The sequence below is a fragment of the Sinorhizobium sp. BJ1 genome (assembly GCF_002531555.1).
In the GTDB taxonomy this organism is placed as follows: Bacteria; Pseudomonadota; Alphaproteobacteria; order Rhizobiales; family Rhizobiaceae; genus Sinorhizobium; species Sinorhizobium fredii_B.
On record NZ_NWTH01000025.1, the window covers coordinates 26,799 to 45,297 of the forward strand.

Sequence of the window (18,499 nt, forward strand, 5' to 3'; positions counted from 1 at the left end):
CTTCGCCTCACTGATTGATCTTAATGGAAGGTACAACTTTCGGCTTGTGATATTCGAGAAGCCTCGGCTGACCGTCCTTTATCTCGATGACAGCTATTGAGCGGGACAGGTCCATGTGCGCTTCATTCGAAAAGCTTGTCGGGCCAACGAGTACGGGAACCTTGTCGAACTTTTCCAGTGCATCAACCACGGCAGTGCCGTCAGTGGTATTCGCCCGGCGAACCGCTTCTGCATAGGCTTCGATGGTGGAGTAGCCCAGTACTGCAAGTGAACTTGGCGGGGGCGCACCAGTCTTGTCCTTGAACCTTTGCACCAGCGCCTGAATCTCAGGCTTGGGATCGTCTCCGTAAATCGACGCAACCGCGACATGATAGAAGTTGCTGAGATTGGGGATTGCCTTGAGCCACGCAGGTCCGTCAAATCCGTCGGCGCCGAGGATAGGAAGTTCAATCCCAGCATCCCTGATCTGTTTAACCGCACTGGCACCACCAGGCGGCTGGGAACAAACGACGACGAAGTCTGCCGCAGTCGTGTCCTTGATTTTGGTGACCTGGGAGGCGATAGAAGAGTCATCGTTACGGAAGGTGTCCTTTCCGGCAATCGAAGCCTCTCCGGCCAACTCAACCCAGCGCTTGGTGAAATTAGAACAAAGATTCTTGTTGAACTCGATCCAGGTGTCTTCGAGAATGAAGGGAGCCTTGTAGCCCCGATCAAATGCCCATTCGGCCAAGACATAGCCAAGAGCTGGGGAACCTGATGCCATCCCGAAAGCGAAACGACCGATACCTTCAAGTCCGAACTGGGGTGCGCCTGCACTCGGGGAAATTGCGGGAACGGACAAGTCTTGTGCCACAAAGGCCGCACCGCTGGCAAAGTCAAAGTCCGAACTTGTGATGATGAGTTTGGCACCCTCGCTAAGCAGTTCTTGCGCAGCGACGCTGGATTGGGCTGGGTCCGACTTGATGTCGGAAACAATCAGGCGAACTTTCTTACCCAGCAGGCCGCCCTTATTGTTGATGTCTTCAACCGCAAACTCTGCGGCACGCAGTGGCGGGACGTCGAATGCGGACATGACCCCGGTCAGTGCTACAGCGGCACCGATGATGATCTCATCACCGCTAGAGGCGGCAGCATCTTCTGCAAACGCGGTTCGAGACATCGCGCCCGCTGTGACGATCGCAGTGGATGAATAGGCAAGCAGGGACAATGCCTGCCGTCTGGTGATTTTATGCATAGTGTTGTTCCCCTTTCTTGTTGATTTGGAGCTATTCACTCCAACCGCCGCCACCCGGAGCAGTCAGCTGGATTACGTCTCCGGCTTTCATGACGATGTCGCTGATCTTACCGGGAAGAGTGTGGCATGCACCGTCTTGGACGAGTACCTGAAGGCCTGGATTGCCGTGTCCTCCGCCGCCATGACCGGCTGGACCTAGTTTCTGGCGATCGGATGCAAGCGTGACGCGTGCTGTGCCGCGTAGAAGCTCATACTCCTTGAACATGCCGGCGCCGCCCCGATTTGAACCAGTGCCGCAGCTATCACCCTGAAGCTGCATCCGGTTAATGCGAAAGGGGTATTTGCTCTCAAATATCTCGATCGGTACGTTTCTGCAGTTTGCAACTAAACCGAATGCAGACCCAACACCCGGTCCGTGAGACCCTGCTCCCCATCCGCCAGTTGGCATCTCGTAGAAGCTATAAGGAGCATTGTTCTTCTGAGGGTCAAACCCGCCCGCGAGAAATTGTAGATGATCCCCGTTACCGGCTGTTGCACGGTGCGGGATCGCTTTGCCCAAGGCAGAGCGCACGGTGTCAATCACGCGCAAGGCAGTGTATGTATTGCCGGATACGCATGGGGCAGGTTCACGGGGATTGAGAAAGGTTCCTTCCTCAATTTTGATAGTTACAGGGCGATAACACCCTTCGTTCACTGGAATTTTTGAATCCGTCATTGTCAGGATTGCGATAAAGGTTGCACCCGATGCGACGGCAAGAGGAGCATTGATGGGGCCCCGTGCTTGGGAGGATGTGCCGGCGAAATCGACTTCGAGGCTATCTCCTCGAACCGCAACCTTGACTTTGATCTCGAAGGGACCGTTTCCAAGACCGTCGTCTTCAACGAAGTCGTGAGCTTCGTAGATGCCGTCAGGAATCTCGGCGATCTCCCGGCGCATCATAGCCTCTGATGCGTCCAGGATAGGTGCCTCGCATAGTTTAAGTGCATTGAGGCCAAGGCGACTGACAATCTGGGACTTGATCTGTTTTTCTGCATGGTTCACAGCAGCAATTTGGGCAAACAAATCGCCTCGCATCGATTCTGGGTCACGAACGTTTCTAAGAACGAAAGCGAGCAGATCCTCCTGAAGCTGGCCGCGTCGGATCAAGCGAACCGGAGGTATTCTAAGTCCTTCTTGAAATATCTCTTCAGCGTCCGCCGTGAAACTGCCCGGCGACCAACCACCCACATCGGAATGATGAGCACGATTGGCGGCAAACGCGACAAGTAGACCTTCGCAAAAGATCGGCTTGAAAACCGTTATGTCGGGAAGGTGGGAGCCGCCGCTATAGGGATCATTGGAGATCATAAGATCGCCATCATCAATGACACCGGTTCCGCCCATTTCCCGCAAGCATTGCTTAACGTGAAATCCCATGGAGGCGAGGTGGATCGGGCAGTCATGTGCTTGGGCGAGAGTGTAACCTTCGGGCGTAAACAAAGCGCTGGAGAAGTCTTTTCCCTCGCTGAATATAGGCGAGTAAGCGCTTCGCAGCATGATGATTGACATCTCTTTTGCGATGGCTTCGAGGGCATTTCGCACAAGATCTATCAGTAGCGCATCTTCGACGCTTTTGAACTTTGTCTGTTCCATTAATTCTTCTCCAGGATAAGTACGCCAGTATCATGTACAGACAGGTTGAACCCTGGAGGTACGACTGTCGTTGTGTCGTACTGGCTCACGATGACCGGACCAGCTGTTTTCTCGTTTGTGCTGAGACCGTGCCGCTCGAGGACATCGGCTGCGCCCCGATAGCCAACGAAGGCCAGCTCGCGGGTTGACTTCAGGAGACTATCATCGCCGTAAGGTTCGTGAACCCGAATCGCTGGAAGGCCCATGCCGCCTTCATCACTTACGGCAGCCACACGGATCGCGACAAATTCGATAGCCTTTTCTGGAAAAGCAAAGGCAAACCTGTCATGGTGGAGCTTGTGGAACGCGGCAGCGACTTCATTCAATTGAACGGGGTTGGTTCTGGTAATCGGAACTTCGATCTCATGGGTTTGGCCGGCATATCGCGTTTCAATTGTATGAACATAAGTGACTGCCGAATTCGGGCGATCCCCAATCAAGGCGGTGCGAGCCTTAACCTCAAGGTCGGCAATGATCGCGTCCATCCTTTCAGGGTCTGCCTGCGCCAAAGTGCTGCTATAGGAATGGGCGACATCATATCTCAGCTTTGCGACTAGGAGACCGGATGCAGCTGTTACACCAGGGTGAGAGGGAATGATCACCCGCTTCAGATCCAGTTTTTCGGCAACCAAGCCCGCAAACATTGGCCCGGCGCCACCAAACGCGACCAATGCAAACTCCCGGACGTCCCGCCCACGCTCTAGGCAGAGCGCCCGGCATTCATGAGCCATCTTGTCGACAGCGAAGCTCACGATCGCAGATGCAGCCTGATGGACGTCCAGGACAAGACGGTCAGCAACCGACTTGACCGCGGAGTAGGCAGCAGCTTTGTTAAGACGGAGTTGCCCCGCAAGGGCTTTGTCCTCGCCCAAATATCCGCAAACCAAGGCGGCGTCAGTCAGTGTTGGCTGCAGTCCGCCTCTCCCGTAGCAGGCTGGGCCGGGATAGGAGCCGGCGCTTTGTGGACCAACATGCAAGCGGCCATTATCGTCGACCCGCGCTATGCTTCCGCCCCCGCTTCCGATAGTCGCAATTGCGTGGCTACGCACTTTAAGCGGAAGCCCTTCCACTTCGGCTTCCGTAATGGTCGCAGGGCTGCCGTTCTCGATGATGCAAATATCCGTGCTAGTGCCCCCGACGTCAAACGTGAGCGAATCCTTAAAGCCGGCTTTGGTGGCAATTTCAGCAGCTGCAACAACACCCGCACTTGGGCCAGACAGAATGGTCACGCAGGGCAAAGCAGTGACTTTTTCACTGGGGAGCACGCCCCCATTTGACTGCATGACGAGAAAGTCTCGCTCATGTCCTGCCTGGGACAGCGCCTGCCGGAGGCTTCGCATGTAGCTTCGGACGGGGTCGATCAGGTAAGCATTCAGCGCAGTTGTACTTGCGCGCTCATACTCCTTCCACTCAGGAGCGACTTCTGACGATATTGACACGAAGACATCCGTGTAACGTTCTTCGATGATCGATCGGATCAGTTGCTCGTGTCTGGAATTGAGGTATGAAAAGAGAAGACATACACCGATGCAGGTGACGCCCTTTTCGATAAGCTGTTCGACAGCCTTGAGCGCGTTTTCAAGCGAGAGCGCCTTCACGATTTCGCCGTCAGCGCCCACACGTTCGTCGACACCGACTACAAAATCTCGAGAGATAAGAGGATCTGGCTTGTTCCAAGACAGATCATAAAGGGAAGCGCGGTCCCCTCGTTGAAGAAGCAGGATATCTTCGAAGCCCGATGTTGTAATTAAACCCGCTACCCCGCCCTTCCTCTCAAGTAGAGCATTCGTGCCGACAGTAGTCCCGTGCAGAATTCGGTCAAACTTTGAAACAGGAGCAATACCTGAGACGCCCTCAAAAATCCCAAGTGCCTGATTTGGTGTAGACGGGACTTTCGCAATAGAGAGTTCCCCGTCTATGACAGCTACTACATCGGTAAATGTCCCGCCGACGTCTACACCTGCATAATTACGTCCTGCAGATTCTGCGCTCATGTCACCTTCCATGGTGTTGCATCCGCACGCGATGTCCTCGCGATCGGTGGTATGTTCAAACGAAAATCGAACGGACGCTTGCCAGTTCCCTTGTTTTTTTCGGCGGGCAATGCCTCAGTCGAGAAGGAGTCTATAGCGGGAATTTGTATTGTAAATTCAAAATTCACCCGCTTCTTATTCGCTTTTGATATGATGCGGCGAGGATGCCATGGGCCGCTAGAATAACCCTGTTCCCCAATCGCTGCCATCGCCGACCTACGTCAATATTGACCCGGAAGACGCGCCTTGCGTCCCTCAAGCGGCGTTCAACATAGTCAATTCCGACGAGACCGTCGTGCCGACTACTAGGGGGGCAAAAACGTCAAAGTTCACGTCGGCGCGGGCCCCAATCCAGCGCACTACTAATCCATCAGCCCAGTCGGGCCACCTCGGGCGTCTCATCGCGGTACGCCGAGCTACAGCAGAGTGCCACCCCGCCGCCAAAGCCAGAATGCGGAGACGCCGTCCGTCGGCGCGATGGACTTCCCGCACAAATAACAACATGATGATCTGCTGCGGCCCCGGTTGCTAACGACACGGCCTTCAGTTGGTGATGAGTTTTCCGCACCGCTGCCGCCGGCGGGTCGTGGGAGATGCGACCGATGATAGCCAAAAGATCAATTTCTGTATGAACCCGGAAACACCATGTCCTGATCGACAAACACGTTGAACTTGTATCCTGGCCGGATTTCCAGTGTCGGCTGCACATTGAGGTTTCGGCTGATCGTCTGTTCGGCAACGCGGCCGAAGCTTTCCGCAAAATTCCGTCTTGCCGCATCCGAGGCCGTCTCCTGGGTCGCCAGCGTCGAGCTTTCCGGCATCGACGCATCGATACCTGTTCCGATCAGCGCGATCAGCACCGCCGAGCCGAAGGTTCGGAAGTAATGGTTGTTCACCTTGTCGTGGAAGCCGCCATACCCCTCGGCATCGGTGCCCGCCATGCCGCCGATCTGCAGCGTCGAGCCGTTGGGGAAGATCAGGTCGGTCCAGACCACAAGAACGCGGCTCTGCCCGAACGAAACCTTGCTGTCATATCGGCCGAACAGTTTGGCGCCTTGCGGGATCAGCAGCCGGTGGCCGGTGGCGCTGTCATAGACGTTCTGGCTGACCTGCGCCGTGATGCGGCCCGGAAGGTCCGAATTGATGCCCGTGATCAGCGTCGCCGGGATCACCGAACCGCGCTTCAGCTCATAAAGGGATTGTTGCGGCACGACACGATTGGGCAGATAGCCGAGCTCCTTGAGATCGCTGTTGAAGAAATCCTCTTTCGAGCGTTGGCCATTCTGGTCGGCGTCCTGGCCGGTCAGGCCGTTCTGGAGTGCTGCGGCATAAAGGTCGGGCAAGGTGGCGCCGGTGTTCGACGCCACCGTGCTCTTGTCGGCCGAAGTTTGGTCGCTTGATTTCGCATTCGCCTCCAGCTTGCCGCGGTCAATGGCAATCGGCGCATCATAGGCGGCGTCGCTCGCCTGCAGCCGCGCCATTCGCTGCCGTTGCCGCTCGCGCAGATACTGCTCCTGTTGCTCACGCTGCAGCCGCGCCCGCCAGACCGAATCCGGTTCGAGTTCCTGCGTCCTTCGTGTCTCTTCCTTGCTCGCCGGTTGCGCGACAAAGGGATTGGCGGATTGATCGTCTTGTCTCTCGACCGGCGTCGGCTGGTAGGTCACCTGTTGTTCGGGATCGCCGATGATGCCGTCTGTGACACCGCGCTTGATCTGATCGGCGAAGGTCGAGGCGGGTGTTCCGCTGCTGGTCTCCAGCCCCGCGTCTTTGTTGAAGAACAGTCCGCGCGTGGAAAGTCCGTAGAAGATGATGCCGAGGAAGGCGGTCACCAGCACGATCACGACGACGATCGGCAGACGGTTGATCCGCCGCATGCCGGCTTGCGTCTGCTCGTTGGCAGCGCCGCCGAGTTTCAGGGACTGCACCATGGTATCCTCCCCTCACCCGCGTTTCAGGAGCGACAGCGCGCTTGCCGGCGCAGCACCGTTGGCCGTTACCGCATAGGCGCGTCCGAGTTCGACCGTGCCGGTCGAGAGCCGGGCGAGCACCTGTCCCTCGAAAGGCACGACCACATAGGCGAGCGGAATGACGTTTGTGCCTTGATCCGTCTTCTGGTCGGTGACGACGGCATAGCCCCAGCCTTTCAGCGCCGCTTCCAGCGCCTGTCCAAAGGGCGAGCCATCCGGCTTCAGTTCAATCGTCGCCTTGCCCTGTCCGATCTGTTCGGCGAGCCGGCTCACCATGTCGCCGGCAATCGCACTCGCCGCCGGACCGGAGATCTCGAGCGGCGCGTCGCTTTCCAGTAGCCCGCCCATCCCAGACGACTGGCATCCGGAAAGGAGTAGGGCGAGGGTGCATGCCGCGGCAAGGCTGCGGAGCGGGCGGGGAAAGAGGATGCGCATCACCGCCCTCCCCTTTTGATCGTGACCTTCTGCTGTTTCCAGCCCACACCCGAGACGAGCACGGCGCGGTCGACATTGTAGTCGACGATCATCATGTCGTTCTTCATCCGGTAATTCACGATCCGGTTCTGGCCACCGGAAGCGACGAACAGCACCGGCGCGTCCTCGCCAGAGATCCTGCGCGGAAACTGGATGTAGGTCTTCTCGCCGTCGCTATAGACGCGCGTCGGCCGCCAGCCAGCGCTGCCGGAGACGGAATAGGCAAAACTCAGGCGTTCTGCGGGAACGCCGGCGCCAGGAAGGGTGCTCGCCTCAAGCCGCGCATTGATGTCCGCGAGTTTGGCCGACACGTCCTCGGCATATTCGAAGCCGACGCGCGCCATATATTGGGTCGGATGGGACTTGAGCTGGATATGGTAGGTGCGCCGCGAGGTCGTCACCACCATGGAGGTGACAAGCCCCGGCTCCGACGGCTTGACGATCAAATGGATCGCCTGTCCGCCGGCGGCCCCCGATGTCGCCGGCTCGACCTTCCAGCGCACCGTGTCGCCGACGAGCACGTCGCGCACCACCTCGCCCGGCTGCAGCTCGATATCGCAAACCTGCAACGGGGAGCAGACCACAGAGGGCTGGACCTCGCCATAGAGAAAGACGACCTTGCCGTCCTCGCCCCTCGTCACCAGGCCGCGGTGGCCCCTCCACTTGCCGGAAATGTCGATCCCCTTCGCCTCGTTCGCGGAGACGTCAGTGGCACGCGCTGCCGGGGATATGGCGGCAGCGAGGATCAGGCCGCCTGCAAGCGCAAGCATCGGTCCGGCGCGGCGGATAGTCGTTGTCATATTCATGGTTGGCCGGCCTTTCAAAGCTGTGCAGTCCAGTCGAAGTCGCGGAGATAAAGGCCGATCGGATTGAGGCGGATGACGGCCTCGTCCTGTGGCGGGGTGAGCGTCACCGTGGCAATGCCGCGAAAGCGGCGCTGGGCCGTTTCCTTGCCCTTGCGGTCGCGCTCGAACTCGGTCCAGTCGATTTGGTAGGACTGGTTCGAGAGCGCCACGACATTGTTGACCTCGATGGCGACGGTCGCGGTTTTCGCCTTTTCGAAGGGCGAGTTCGACCGGAACCAGGCATTGATCTTTTCGGTCGCGGGATCGGAGGTTCGAAGCAGCGCATAGGTCCGGTCGATATATCGCTTCTGGACGACGGCGTCGGGCGTCACGGACCGGAAGTGCGACACGAAGCCGGCAAGGGTGGCGCGCACCACGCGCGGGTCAGCGTATTCGATCTGTTGCGGGAAACCGGCATTCACCGCCGAGCCAAGTTTGTCGACCTCGACGATATAGGGAACGAGCTTGACCTCGGTGCTTTGATAAAGCGCATACGAGAAGCCGATGACCGCCATGACCATGCCGGTAATGCCGACGATGCGCCATGAAGACGCCGCTTTCACATAGGAGCCGTAGCGCTCGTTCCATTCGTTGCGAGCGGCAAGATAGGGGTTATCCGGCGGGGTGCGATGAGACATGCGGCATTCAGCTTTCGATCAGGTGTGTTCGTGGAGGGGTGGCGGAGGCGATGTCGCCGGCCTGCCAGATTTGCGCGACTGGTCGAGCTTGGCGTTGGCAAGACCGAGCAAGGAGCCGGCATAGGCGCCGGGCGAGGCGATCGCCTTTTCCTTCGCCGCCGATCCGACGGCGCCGGCTGCCCCGCCAATGCCGGCTTCCATTCCCTTCAGCGCCGCCCCCGCAAGCGAGGCGCCGCCGGCTCTTGCAGCCCCCGCCGCCTGGTAACCCCTGTTTGCGGCCCCGGCAGTAAGGAATGCAGCGCCTGCTGCAAACGAGGCCGCCTGGCCGCCGTGGCGGATCGCCTCCATGCCGCCGGAGACCGACGCGCCCTGCACAACGCCCTGGATGATCGGCGGCACATACATGGCGATCACGAACACGACGACGGAAATGCCGGCAATCGCAAGCGTTGTGATGAACTGGTCGGACGTCGCGGTCGGGGCTTCGGCCAGGCCCAACAGGATGTCGGAACCGATCTTGGCGATCATCACCAGCGCCATCAGCTTCATGCCGACGCTGAAGGCATAGACGAGATACCGGACCGCGAAATCCTTCGTGTAGGACGAACCGCCGAGCCCGAGCATGATCATGCCGGCAAGCAGGCCGATATACATTTCCACCATGACGGCGACGAAGATCGCGGCAACCAGCGAGAAGGAGACGACCACCACGATCATGGCGAAGACGGCGGCGATCGCCAGCGCATTGTCCTCGAAGACCCCGAACTTCGCCTGTTCCGAGATTTTCGAGGCGACACGAATGCCGGCGTCGAAGATATTGGCAGGTGAGGCCGACCCGCCGCCGGCGCCGATCTGATAGAGGCTGTCGACGATCGCCCTGCCGAGCGCCGGGCCCTGATCGAGAATGAAGGCGAAAAGCCCGATGAACAGGATACGGCGGACGAGTTCCGCGAACCAGGCGTTGAGCGAGGCGGCATTGATGGCAAGCCAGACGGCGGCAATCCCGACCTCGATGCCGGCGAGAATCCAGAACAGCGACCGCGCCGCGTTCATGATGGTCGTTTCCCACCCCTTGGCCGCGGCCGAAACCTGGTTCTCAAGCGTTGTGAGCACGGCACCCTGCTGCGCAAGGGCCGGTGCGCTCGTCAGCAGCACAAGGCCGATGGCGATAAAAACGAGTTCGAGTTTGCGGGAGGGGCGGACGATCACCATCGCGGTTTCATCTCCTGTCCTCCGCGCACGTCGCGCTCCGGGTCGCCGCTGAAGAATTTTTCCCGATATTGTCGACGCTCGGCGTCGGAGACGGGATGCGTGGCCGATGCGCCGGCACCGACGCCAGACTGCGCGACGGCCTGAGGCTGGATCAGTATCCAGCTCAATCCGGCGCCAAGCGCGACAATGGCCGCGAAGGCAAGGGCAATGATCAGACGCGGGCTCACCAGCGCGGCTCCATCGTCTGGCCGCCGCGGATGTCGGTCTCGGGCGCGTTGAAGAACTGTTCGCGCCGGGCCTGGGCCAAGTCCTTTTGCGCCTGTTCCGACTGATACCAGGTCCCCATCATGGTCATCTGTTGCGAGACGAGGCCGCGCAGCTTCTGGATCTGCGCCACCTGTTGTGTGGCGATCTCATGTCCCACCTGGAGCGCCTTCATCTGGCCGTCGGCGCTTTCCGACATGGAGCGCAGCGACGACATCGTGCTCTCTTCGCTGGAAAATTGCTCGGCCGTCAGATTGGCGGCTTTAAGCGTGCCGGCGATCGTGTCGCGATTGGTGTCGGACCAGGACTGATAGGTGGTGGAAAAACTCGCCTGATCGGGCAGGCTGCTCTTCATCTCGGCATAGCTCTGGAACCGTTGCTTGAGCGTGTCATCAATATTGCCCATCGAGAATGCGATCCCCTGCCCCTGTCCGACGATGCTCTGAAGCCGGTTGAGATCGCCTTCGACCTGACCCCAGACATGGGCCGGCAACTGCGCGGTGTTCTGAAGCATGTTCTCGTAGATCCTCAGCTGGTTCTGGATCTGCTCGGCCAACTGATTGATCTGGGTAATCTGGTTGTTCACCTGCTCGGCCGACTTGCCGACCAGCGAGACAAGCTCGGCATTGTTGGCAAGCTGGGTGAACTCCGTCGCCTCGCCGGTGACGCCACCTGCCTGGCCCGGGACGGGCATCGTTATCAACGCGAGCGCTGCCATCGCCAGGGCGGCAACGGTGGTGCGCCGATCAGGCGCCGTGAAGATATGTTTGCGCATGGGCAATCCCCCTTTGCTGCAGCCAGTGAAGAGGCCAGTCGGCCGCGTGTTCGAGGCGAAGCGCACGGATGCGCTTCAGGTCTTCCTTGCCGGAGGCGCCGACGAAGGAGAGCGCAACAGGCCCGAGCGCCATGTCGAAGAGCCGGCGTCCATCGGGGGACGAGACGTAATATTCGCGCTTCGGAAGGGCCGTCGCGACGATCTCGATCTGCCGTTCGTTGAAGCCGATCCGCTCGTAGAATTCCCGCGTGCCTGGCTCTCGTGCCGCCCCGTTCGGCAGGCAGATCTTGGTCGGGCAGCTTTCCTTGAGGACATCGATGATGCCGGAGCGTTCCGCGTCCGAGATCGACTGGGTGGCGAGCACCACCGCGCAATTGGCCTTGCGCAACACCTTCAGCCATTCGCGGATCTTATCGCGGAAGAGCGGATGGCCGAGCATTAGCCAGGCCTCGTCGAGGATGATGAGACTTGGGGCGCCCGTCAGCCGCTTCTCGACCCGACGGAACAGATAGGTGAGCACCGGCACGAGATTGCGCTCGCCCATGTTCATGAGCTCTTCCACCTCGAAGCACTGGAAGGCACCAAGCGTCAGGCCGTCTTCTTCCGCGTCGAGCAGTTGGCCCATCGTCCCGTCGACGGTGTAATGATGCAGCGCGTCCTTGATTTCGCGCATCTGTACGCCGCTCACGAAATCCGACAGCGACCGGCCGCGCGAACTCGCCATCAATCCGATCTGTCGCGAAATGGCGTTGCGATGATCCGGCGTCACCGTGACCCCCTGAAGAGCCACCAACGTCTCCAGCCATTCGGCCGCCCAGGCGCGATCGCCGTCGGTTGCCAGCTCGGCGAGCGGGCAAAAGGCGAGGCTCGCGGAAGCCCCCTCACCTTCTCCGCTTGTATCGCCGCCAATCTCATAGTGATCGCCGCCGACCGACCAGGTGAGCGGCAACATCGAGCGACCCTTGTCGAAGGCGAAGACTTGGGCTTGCGGATAGCGCCGGAACTGTGCGGCGATCAGCGCCAGCAGCGTTGATTTGCCCGAACCGGTCGGGCCGAACACCAGCGTATGGCCGACATCGTCGACATGGAGGTTCAGCCGGAACGGGGTCGAGCCGGACGCCACCTGCATCAGCGGTGGCGAACCCGTCGGATAGAAGGGGCAAGGGGCAACCGGACTTCCCGACCACACCGAGTTCAGCGGCACGAGATCGGCGAGATTGCGGGTATTGATCAGCGGCTCGCGGATATTGGCATAGGAGACGCCGGGCAGGCTGCCGAGAAAGGCGTCCGTCGCATTGAGCGTCTCGATCCGGGCGCCGAACCCTTCCGCCTGGATCAGGCGGCGGACGGCCTCGCACTTTTCCTGAAGGCGCGGCTGTTCGTCATCGAAAAGGACGATGACAGGCGTGTAATAACCATAGGCGGTCAGCTGAGAAGCCGCTTCCGCGATCGCGTCCTCCGTCTCGGCCACCATCAGCATGGCGTCCTGGTCGAGCGAGCGGCTTTGCGTCTGGAAGAGCTGATCGAAGAAAGGCCGAACCTTCTGCTGCCACTTCTTGCGGGTGCGCTCGAGGCGGGCGCGCGCCTCCTCGGCGTCGAGGAAGACGAAGCGGCTCGACCAGCGATAGGTGAGCGGCATCAGATCAAGGGCGTTGAGGATCCCCGGCCAGCTTTCCGCCGGCAAGCCGTCGATCGCCACGACGCCGAGAAACCGGTTCTCGACGGTCGGCGTCAGCCCATGCTGCAACTCGGCCGTCACCAGCCAGTCGAGATACATCGGAATGTCGGGCAAGCGGACGGGATGGTTTTCGCCGGTGATAGAGAAGCGGATGAACTGGAAGAGGTCGTCGTAATGCGCGGTCCGCAAACCGCCGCGCTCCTCGACCTCCTGCGTGAGCATGCGGCGGATGGAAACGACATTGGCGAGATACTGTTCGACCTCGCGGATCGAGCTCGAAAACGCATCGAGCGCTCCGTCGGCATAGGTGGTCGATCGGCTCGCCGGATCGGAATAGACGTAGCGCGTCAATCCGGAGCGCCGCGGTTCGGGTGGCCGCCAGGTCAGAATCAGCGCATGCCGGCTTTCGAAATGCCCCTTCTCCCGTTCGAAATGCCCCCGCCTCTCCGCGTCGATCGCGCGGGTGACAGCATCGGGGAAATGGCAATCCTCCTCGGCCGGATAATCGGTCGTCGGCACGCGCACGGCCTCCACCTGGATCATCCAGCCGGAGCCGAGGCGGGCGAGGATCGCATTGATCTGCCGGCTGACCTCGTTTCGTTCAGTGTCGGTCGAGCTTTCGCTGTCCGGCCCCGCGAAATACCAGCCCGCCATCAGGCTGCCGTCCTTCAAGAGCATGACGCCATTGTCGACGAGCCCGGCATAGGGAACGAGATCGGAAAACGAGGGCCCGGAAGGTCGGAAACGCTTCAAAGCTACCATGGCCGCGGCCTCAATAGCGCCGCCACGGCGTCGACGTGGCGCGGTAGCAGGACCTGTAGGAGATGTGCCGGAGATAGACCCGGCGCATCAGCGGATCGGCTTTCGCCATCATACGAAGTCCTGCAATCGCCACGAGCCACAGCGCCATACCGAAGATCGCCGCATACCAGGTGAGCACGACGAAGATCAGGATCACGGCCGCGAGACCGGAGAGCAGCACGAGTTCACGATCGGCGCCCATCAGGAGATTGGGGCGCGACAGGGCGCGGTGGATGCGCGAGCGGACGAGGTTGGAGCCGGTCTCAGCCATGAGCCCCCTCCCCTTCCCGGCCGAGGACGGCGGTCTGCGTGGTTGGGCTTTCCGACGTCACCGGCTCGAGGCTTCCGATCGAAGCGCCGGTCGCTCCGAACAGGGCGACGATCTGGGTGGCCCCGAGCAGCACGCCGCCGACGAGCGCGATGTAGCAAAGGCGTCGCGCAAAATCGTTGAGTTCGCCGCCGAAGATCAGCATGCCGCCGGCGATCGCGACGGCGGCGAGCGCGATGAAGCCCGCGACCGGGCCGGTGATCGATTGCTGGATCTGCTGGAGCGGTCCTTCCCATGGCAGGCCGCCGCCGCCCGATGACGCAAGCGCGGGCGAAACCAGCATCAGCGACAACAGGAAAACGGTAAAGCATGTGGTCAATGCATGATGACGCTTAGGCGGCATGGCTGTCCTCATCGATCTGGGCGTAATGTTCGGTCTGATAGGTCGTGCCCCGGAACCCCTCGACATGGATGACGTCGCGGACGCGGCGGCTCCGTCCGCTCCGCTCGATCGAAACGACGAGATCGACCGCCTCGCCGATCACCTCGCGCATCGGCTGCTGGCTCACCTCGGCCGTGAGCTGTTCCAGACGCCGCAGAGCTGACATCGCCGTATTGGAGTGAACGGTGGTGACACCGCCGGGATGGCCGGTGTTCCAGGCCTTGAGCAATGTCAGCGCCGCGCCGTCGCGCACTTCGCCGAGGATGATCCGGTCGGGTCTGAGCCGCATCGTGCTTTTGAGGAGCCGCGCCATGTCAATACTGTCGCTGGTGTGCAGCAGGACAGCATTCTCGGCTTTGCATTGGATCTCGGCGGTGTCCTCGAGGATTACCATGCGATCGTCAGGCGCCGTCCTGACGATCTCGGCGATAACGGCATTGGCAAGCGTCGTCTTGCCTGATCCGGTTCCACCGGAGATCACGATGTTCATTCGTGAGGCGATCGCGTGTCTGACAACCGAGGCCTGGGCCTCGGTCATGATCCCGCTCTTCACATAATCGTCCAGCGGGATCAGCCGCGACGCGCGGCGGCGGATCGTAAATGTCGGCGACGAAACGACAGGCGGAAGCAGCCCCTCGAAACGATGGCCGCCGATCGGCAACTCGCCGGAGATGATCGGCTGCTCGTGATCGGCCTCCGACTGCAGCGCATGCGCCACGCTGCCGATGACCACCTCGGCGGCCGCGGGCGTCATCTCTCCGGCGGGCGCGACCCCATGCCCGAGCCGTTCGATGAACAGTCGCCCATCCGGGTTCAGCATGATTTCGACGACGGTCGCGTCTTCGAGGGCGACGCAAAGCTGGTCGCCAAGCGCATCCTGGAGTTTCCGGACAAGCCGGGAATGAGAGCGGAGCTGGGTCACGCCGCACTCCTGGCCGAGGCGGCACCGATCCCGAAGAAGGAGCATCGGTAACCGGCCGGTCGGACGCGCTCGAAGCTTGCGGCGTCGGCGGGCAGGCTGCCGGCGACTGCCATCGTATTGCCGATGGGCGCGGGGTCCGCCAATCGCGTCATCAGCCATCCGGCACGCTTCAGGATGCGCTCGAAGCGAAGGTCGGTCGCGGTGACGATTTCGTTATAGCCGTTGGCCATCGACCATTCGATGATGCCGGCAAACATGGCTAGCGTCGCAAGGTGCAGGTGCCCTTCCCTCCCCGCCTCAAGCGAGGTGTCGACGCAAAAGCGCGAGCTTTCGATCATCCCGGCATGGGCCTTCAAATCTCCCTCCTCCAGCAACTGGGGAAACGTGTCCTGCAGCATGGTGGGGCCGGTTGCGGGAAGGAGACGTGCCGAGCCGCAGACCGTGCCGGATTTGGTAGCGAGGATATAGGTGGGTCGGAGATCGTCGTACTCGTCCCGTTCACCGTCGCCGGTGGTCGTCACCTCCCAGCCCAAACGGGACCCGAAGACCTCGGCACGAAGGCGGTGCATGTGCCTGAGCAACCCGAAGTGCTTCTCGTAAACGTCCGGCGAAACAACCGTGATCTGCATGCTCCACTCCGTGATTCGAACTGGGGCATACAAAAATCACCACGAATCGCGTCTGGCTACATGCAGATCTGCACCTACGCGATTCTGCCGAATCGAGGTTTAGTAATGTGGAAACGATAAACAACCGTGTGGTCGTGACCTGCAGATCTGCATTTCCGGTGGATCAGTGTGGCGTGCGATTTCGCGATAAGCCACGGATCCATATGCATGAATCGAGATTCGGCGGAAGTGTTTAAGCGACGCGTTAACCTTTTGTTAACCTTAAACATCTTGCCAACGGCGGCGGAATCGGGCTTCCTTAGACACGGTAAATCGCTGTGTTTACGAAATATCCCGTGTGTACGAGAGGGCGACGTGGACAATCCCGCTAAGCTTCAGAAGGCAATCCATAAACTCATCGGAGCGCATGCGCGAGATCTTTCGGCGCGGCTCCATGAGCATCGGCTTAAGCTTTATCCGCCGGAAGCGCGCAAAACTCTGAGGTCGTTTTCTTCAACTGAGGCAGCTAAGCTTATTGGAGTGAATGACGGCTATCTCCGTCATCTGTCTCTTGAAGGCAAAGGGCCTCAGCCCGAGATCGGCCCGGCCGGAAGACGCTCCTATTCAATCGAAACCATACAGGCTCTGCGAGAATACCTTGAGGTGAACGGCAAGGGTGATAGGCGCTATTCCCCTCGCCGCTCCAGTGCTGAGCATCTGCAGGTTATTGCTGTTGTGAATTTCAAAGGAGGAAGCGGTAAAACCACTACCGCCGCCCATCTTGCTCAGTACCTCGCACTGAACGGCCACAGGGTCCTTGCGGTAGACCTAGACCCCCAAGCAAGCTTATCGGCACTTCACGGTTATCAACCTGAATTCGACATCGATCAGAACGACACTCTATATGGCGCTGTTCGCTACGACAATGAGCGCCGCCCCCTTTCCGACGTGATCAAGAAGACCTACTTCGCAAATCTCGACCTCGTTCCAGGCAATCTTGAACTGATGGAGTTTGAGCATGATACCGCGAAGGTTCTTGGCTCGAACGACAGGAAGAACATATTCTTCACGCGTATGGATGAAGCCATTGCAAGCGTCGCGGACCAATACGACGTTGTTGTCATCGACTGCCCTCCGCAGCTTGGATTTTTGACGATCTCGGCACTCTGCGCGGCCACCGCTGTTTTGGTCACCGTTCATCCGCAAATGCTTGATGTGATGTCGATGTGTCAGTTCCTGCTGATGACGTCGGAGTTGCTAAGCGTTGTTGCCGACGCTGGCGGAAGCATGAACTACGACTGGATGCGCTACCTCATCACCCGATACGAACCCGGTGATGGTCCGCAAAACCAGATGGTTTCGTTCATGCGGACGATGTTCGAGGAGCATGTGCTCAATCACCCTATGCTCAAGAGCACCGCAATCTCTGATGCGGGGATCACGAAGCAAACGCTATACGAAGTGAGCCGTGATCAATTCACCCGCGCGACCTACGACCGAGCGATGGAAGCGCTTGAGAACGTTAATTCTGAAATCGAGCAATTGATCCATCAGTCCTGGGGGAGGCCATCATGAGACAGGCCGCGAGACGAGACAGTTGTCGGCCGACAACTCTTAACGCAAGGGACCGTCAGCGCTCCCTAAAAGGAGCATTCTGATGGCCCGAAAACATCTTCTCTCGGACTTGGTTCCTCCCAAGTTGTCGGCCGACAACTCTTCTGTTGAGGTCCAGACGTCGCCCGAGCCGGCTGCGGCTGCTTTTGTTTCCCGCGGAGCCATTGGCGCCGTGTCCAGGTCCATCGAACTGCTCAAGTCTCAGTCGATCACGGAAATCGATCCGGACGTGATCGACGCTCCGGACGTCACCGATCGTCTGGAAGAAAGCGACGAACATTTCCAGGATTTTGCAGCGCAGATCAAGGAACACGGTCAGCAAGTGCCGATCCTGGTGCGACCCCATCCCACACAAGAGGGACGTTACCAGATCGCCTATGGTCGGCGAAGACTGCGGGCTGTGAAAGCAGTTGGGCGCCTGGTCAAGGCGGCCGTGCGACAAATGTCCGATGAAGAACTCATTCTGGCACAGGGCCAGGAGAATAGCGCACGGAAGGATCTGTCGTACATCGAGAAGGCCCTCTATTCGGCAGAGTTAGAGCGCAACGGCTATTCCCGGCAATTGATCATGGGTGCACTTGGCGTGGACAAGGCGGCCGTCTCTCACCTCATCTCGACTGCTGCCAGAATTCCGGCGGACGTAATTCGAATGATTGGCCCAGCTCCCAAAGCGGGCCGCGATCGCTGGGTGGAGTTTGCAAACCGGGCGGAGCAGAAGGGAGCGCTGGAAAAAGCGCGTAATCTTCTTCAGGGGTCGTTGAAAGATAGGCCGTCCGACGAGCGATTCGTCGCGGTATTCGAAGGGCTCGCGCCCACAAAGAAGCCGTCAGCGCGAGCTCGTGTCTGGACCGCCGACGACGGGGTCAAGGCGGCAAGGTTCAAGGACGAGAACAAGTCCCTGACGCTAATTATCGACAAACAAGCTGCGCCCAACTTCGGGGAGTATCTGATGACGGTGCTTCCGGAGCTCTATCGAGGCTACAAGGATGCCTATAAAAGGGCGAACGACGAAGAAGGGAGCAACTGAGCAAAGAAAAAGCCCTCCGAAACAG

At 59.7% G+C, this 18,499-nt stretch carries 17 protein-coding genes; 2 read left to right on the forward strand and 15 right to left on the reverse strand.

The genetic code is table 11. From position 1 onward, the window contains the following. Positions 1 to 7 precede the first annotated feature (7 nt). The 15 genes from CO676_RS25210 to traI all read right to left on the reverse strand — a co-directional run bounded on the left by CO676_RS25210 (position 8) and on the right by traI (position 15,854). A complete protein-coding gene (locus CO676_RS25210) occupies positions 8 to 1,234 on the reverse strand; it encodes an ABC transporter substrate-binding protein (RefSeq protein ID WP_097523085.1) in 1,227 nt (408 codons plus the stop codon). A gap of 31 nt (positions 1,235 to 1,265) precedes the next feature. Further along, positions 1,266 to 2,867, reverse strand: a complete 1,602-nt coding sequence (locus tag CO676_RS25215) for a hydantoinase B/oxoprolinase family protein (protein ID WP_097523086.1) — start codon at positions 2,865 to 2,867, stop codon at positions 1,266 to 1,268. After that, entirely contained in the window at positions 2,867 to 4,900 is a 2,034-nt protein-coding gene (locus tag CO676_RS25220) for a hydantoinase/oxoprolinase family protein (protein ID WP_179875641.1), read from the reverse strand. The genes CO676_RS25215 and CO676_RS25220 overlap by 1 nt, the downstream gene beginning before the upstream one ends. A 656-nt stretch (positions 4,901 to 5,556) precedes the next feature. Beyond that, on the reverse strand, positions 5,557 to 6,867 hold the full coding sequence (gene trbI, locus CO676_RS25225; protein ID WP_097523088.1) for an IncP-type conjugal transfer protein TrbI: 1,311 nt from the start codon (positions 6,865 to 6,867) through the stop codon (positions 5,557 to 5,559). A 12-nt stretch (positions 6,868 to 6,879) separates the two neighbouring features. Then, positions 6,880 to 7,341: a conjugal transfer protein TrbH gene (trbH, locus tag CO676_RS25230; RefSeq protein WP_097523089.1), complete on the reverse strand. Its 462-nt coding sequence runs from the start codon at positions 7,339 to 7,341 to the stop codon at positions 6,880 to 6,882. Further along, positions 7,341 to 8,150, reverse strand: a complete 810-nt coding sequence (gene trbG, locus CO676_RS25235; protein ID WP_144340197.1) for a P-type conjugative transfer protein TrbG — start codon at positions 8,148 to 8,150, stop codon at positions 7,341 to 7,343. Before trbG ends, trbH begins: the two co-directional genes overlap by 1 nt. Before the next feature lie 50 nt (positions 8,151 to 8,200). Further along, entirely contained in the window at positions 8,201 to 8,863 is a 663-nt protein-coding gene (locus CO676_RS25240; RefSeq protein ID WP_097523090.1) for a conjugal transfer protein TrbF, read from the reverse strand. A gap of 18 nt (positions 8,864 to 8,881) precedes the next feature. Further along, positions 8,882 to 10,075 (reverse strand): P-type conjugative transfer protein TrbL, encoded by a 1,194-nt coding sequence (gene trbL, locus CO676_RS25245; RefSeq protein WP_097523091.1) that lies wholly within the window; start codon positions 10,073 to 10,075, stop codon positions 8,882 to 8,884. Further along, positions 10,069 to 10,302 (reverse strand): entry exclusion protein TrbK, encoded by a 234-nt coding sequence (gene trbK, locus CO676_RS25250; RefSeq protein WP_097523092.1) that lies wholly within the window; start codon positions 10,300 to 10,302, stop codon positions 10,069 to 10,071. Before trbK ends, trbL begins: the two co-directional genes overlap by 7 nt. Beyond that, positions 10,299 to 11,057, reverse strand: a complete 759-nt coding sequence (gene trbJ / locus CO676_RS25255; protein ID WP_245424460.1) for a P-type conjugative transfer protein TrbJ — start codon at positions 11,055 to 11,057, stop codon at positions 10,299 to 10,301. Before trbJ ends, trbK begins: the two co-directional genes overlap by 4 nt. 28 nt (positions 11,058 to 11,085) lie before the next feature. Beyond that, positions 11,086 to 13,554 (reverse strand): conjugal transfer protein TrbE, encoded by a 2,469-nt coding sequence (locus CO676_RS25260; protein WP_097523094.1) that lies wholly within the window; start codon positions 13,552 to 13,554, stop codon positions 11,086 to 11,088. A 10-nt stretch (positions 13,555 to 13,564) separates the two neighbouring features. Further along, positions 13,565 to 13,864, reverse strand: a complete 300-nt coding sequence (locus CO676_RS25265; RefSeq protein ID WP_097523095.1) for a conjugal transfer protein TrbD — start codon at positions 13,862 to 13,864, stop codon at positions 13,565 to 13,567. Then, on the reverse strand, positions 13,857 to 14,264 hold the full coding sequence (gene trbC / locus CO676_RS25270) for a conjugal transfer pilin TrbC (RefSeq protein ID WP_097523096.1): 408 nt from the start codon (positions 14,262 to 14,264) through the stop codon (positions 13,857 to 13,859). The genes CO676_RS25265 and trbC overlap by 8 nt, the downstream gene beginning before the upstream one ends. Next, positions 14,254 to 15,225 (reverse strand): P-type conjugative transfer ATPase TrbB, encoded by a 972-nt coding sequence (gene trbB / locus CO676_RS25275; protein ID WP_097523097.1) that lies wholly within the window; start codon positions 15,223 to 15,225, stop codon positions 14,254 to 14,256. The genes trbC and trbB overlap by 11 nt, the downstream gene beginning before the upstream one ends. Further along, positions 15,222 to 15,854, reverse strand: coding sequence for an acyl-homoserine-lactone synthase TraI (gene traI / locus CO676_RS25280; RefSeq protein WP_097523098.1), 633 nt, complete (start codon positions 15,852 to 15,854; stop codon positions 15,222 to 15,224). The genes trbB and traI overlap by 4 nt, the downstream gene beginning before the upstream one ends. A gap of 354 nt (positions 15,855 to 16,208) precedes the next feature. Between traI and repA the strand changes: the two genes are divergently transcribed. Further along, positions 16,209 to 17,408, forward strand: a complete 1,200-nt coding sequence (gene repA / locus CO676_RS25285; protein ID WP_097523099.1) for a plasmid partitioning protein RepA — start codon at positions 16,209 to 16,211, stop codon at positions 17,406 to 17,408. Positions 17,409 to 17,490: 82 nt separating this feature from the next. After that, positions 17,491 to 18,474, forward strand: coding sequence for a plasmid partitioning protein RepB (gene repB, locus CO676_RS25290; RefSeq protein ID WP_097523100.1), 984 nt, complete (start codon positions 17,491 to 17,493; stop codon positions 18,472 to 18,474). Positions 18,475 to 18,499: the final 25 nt, after the last annotated feature.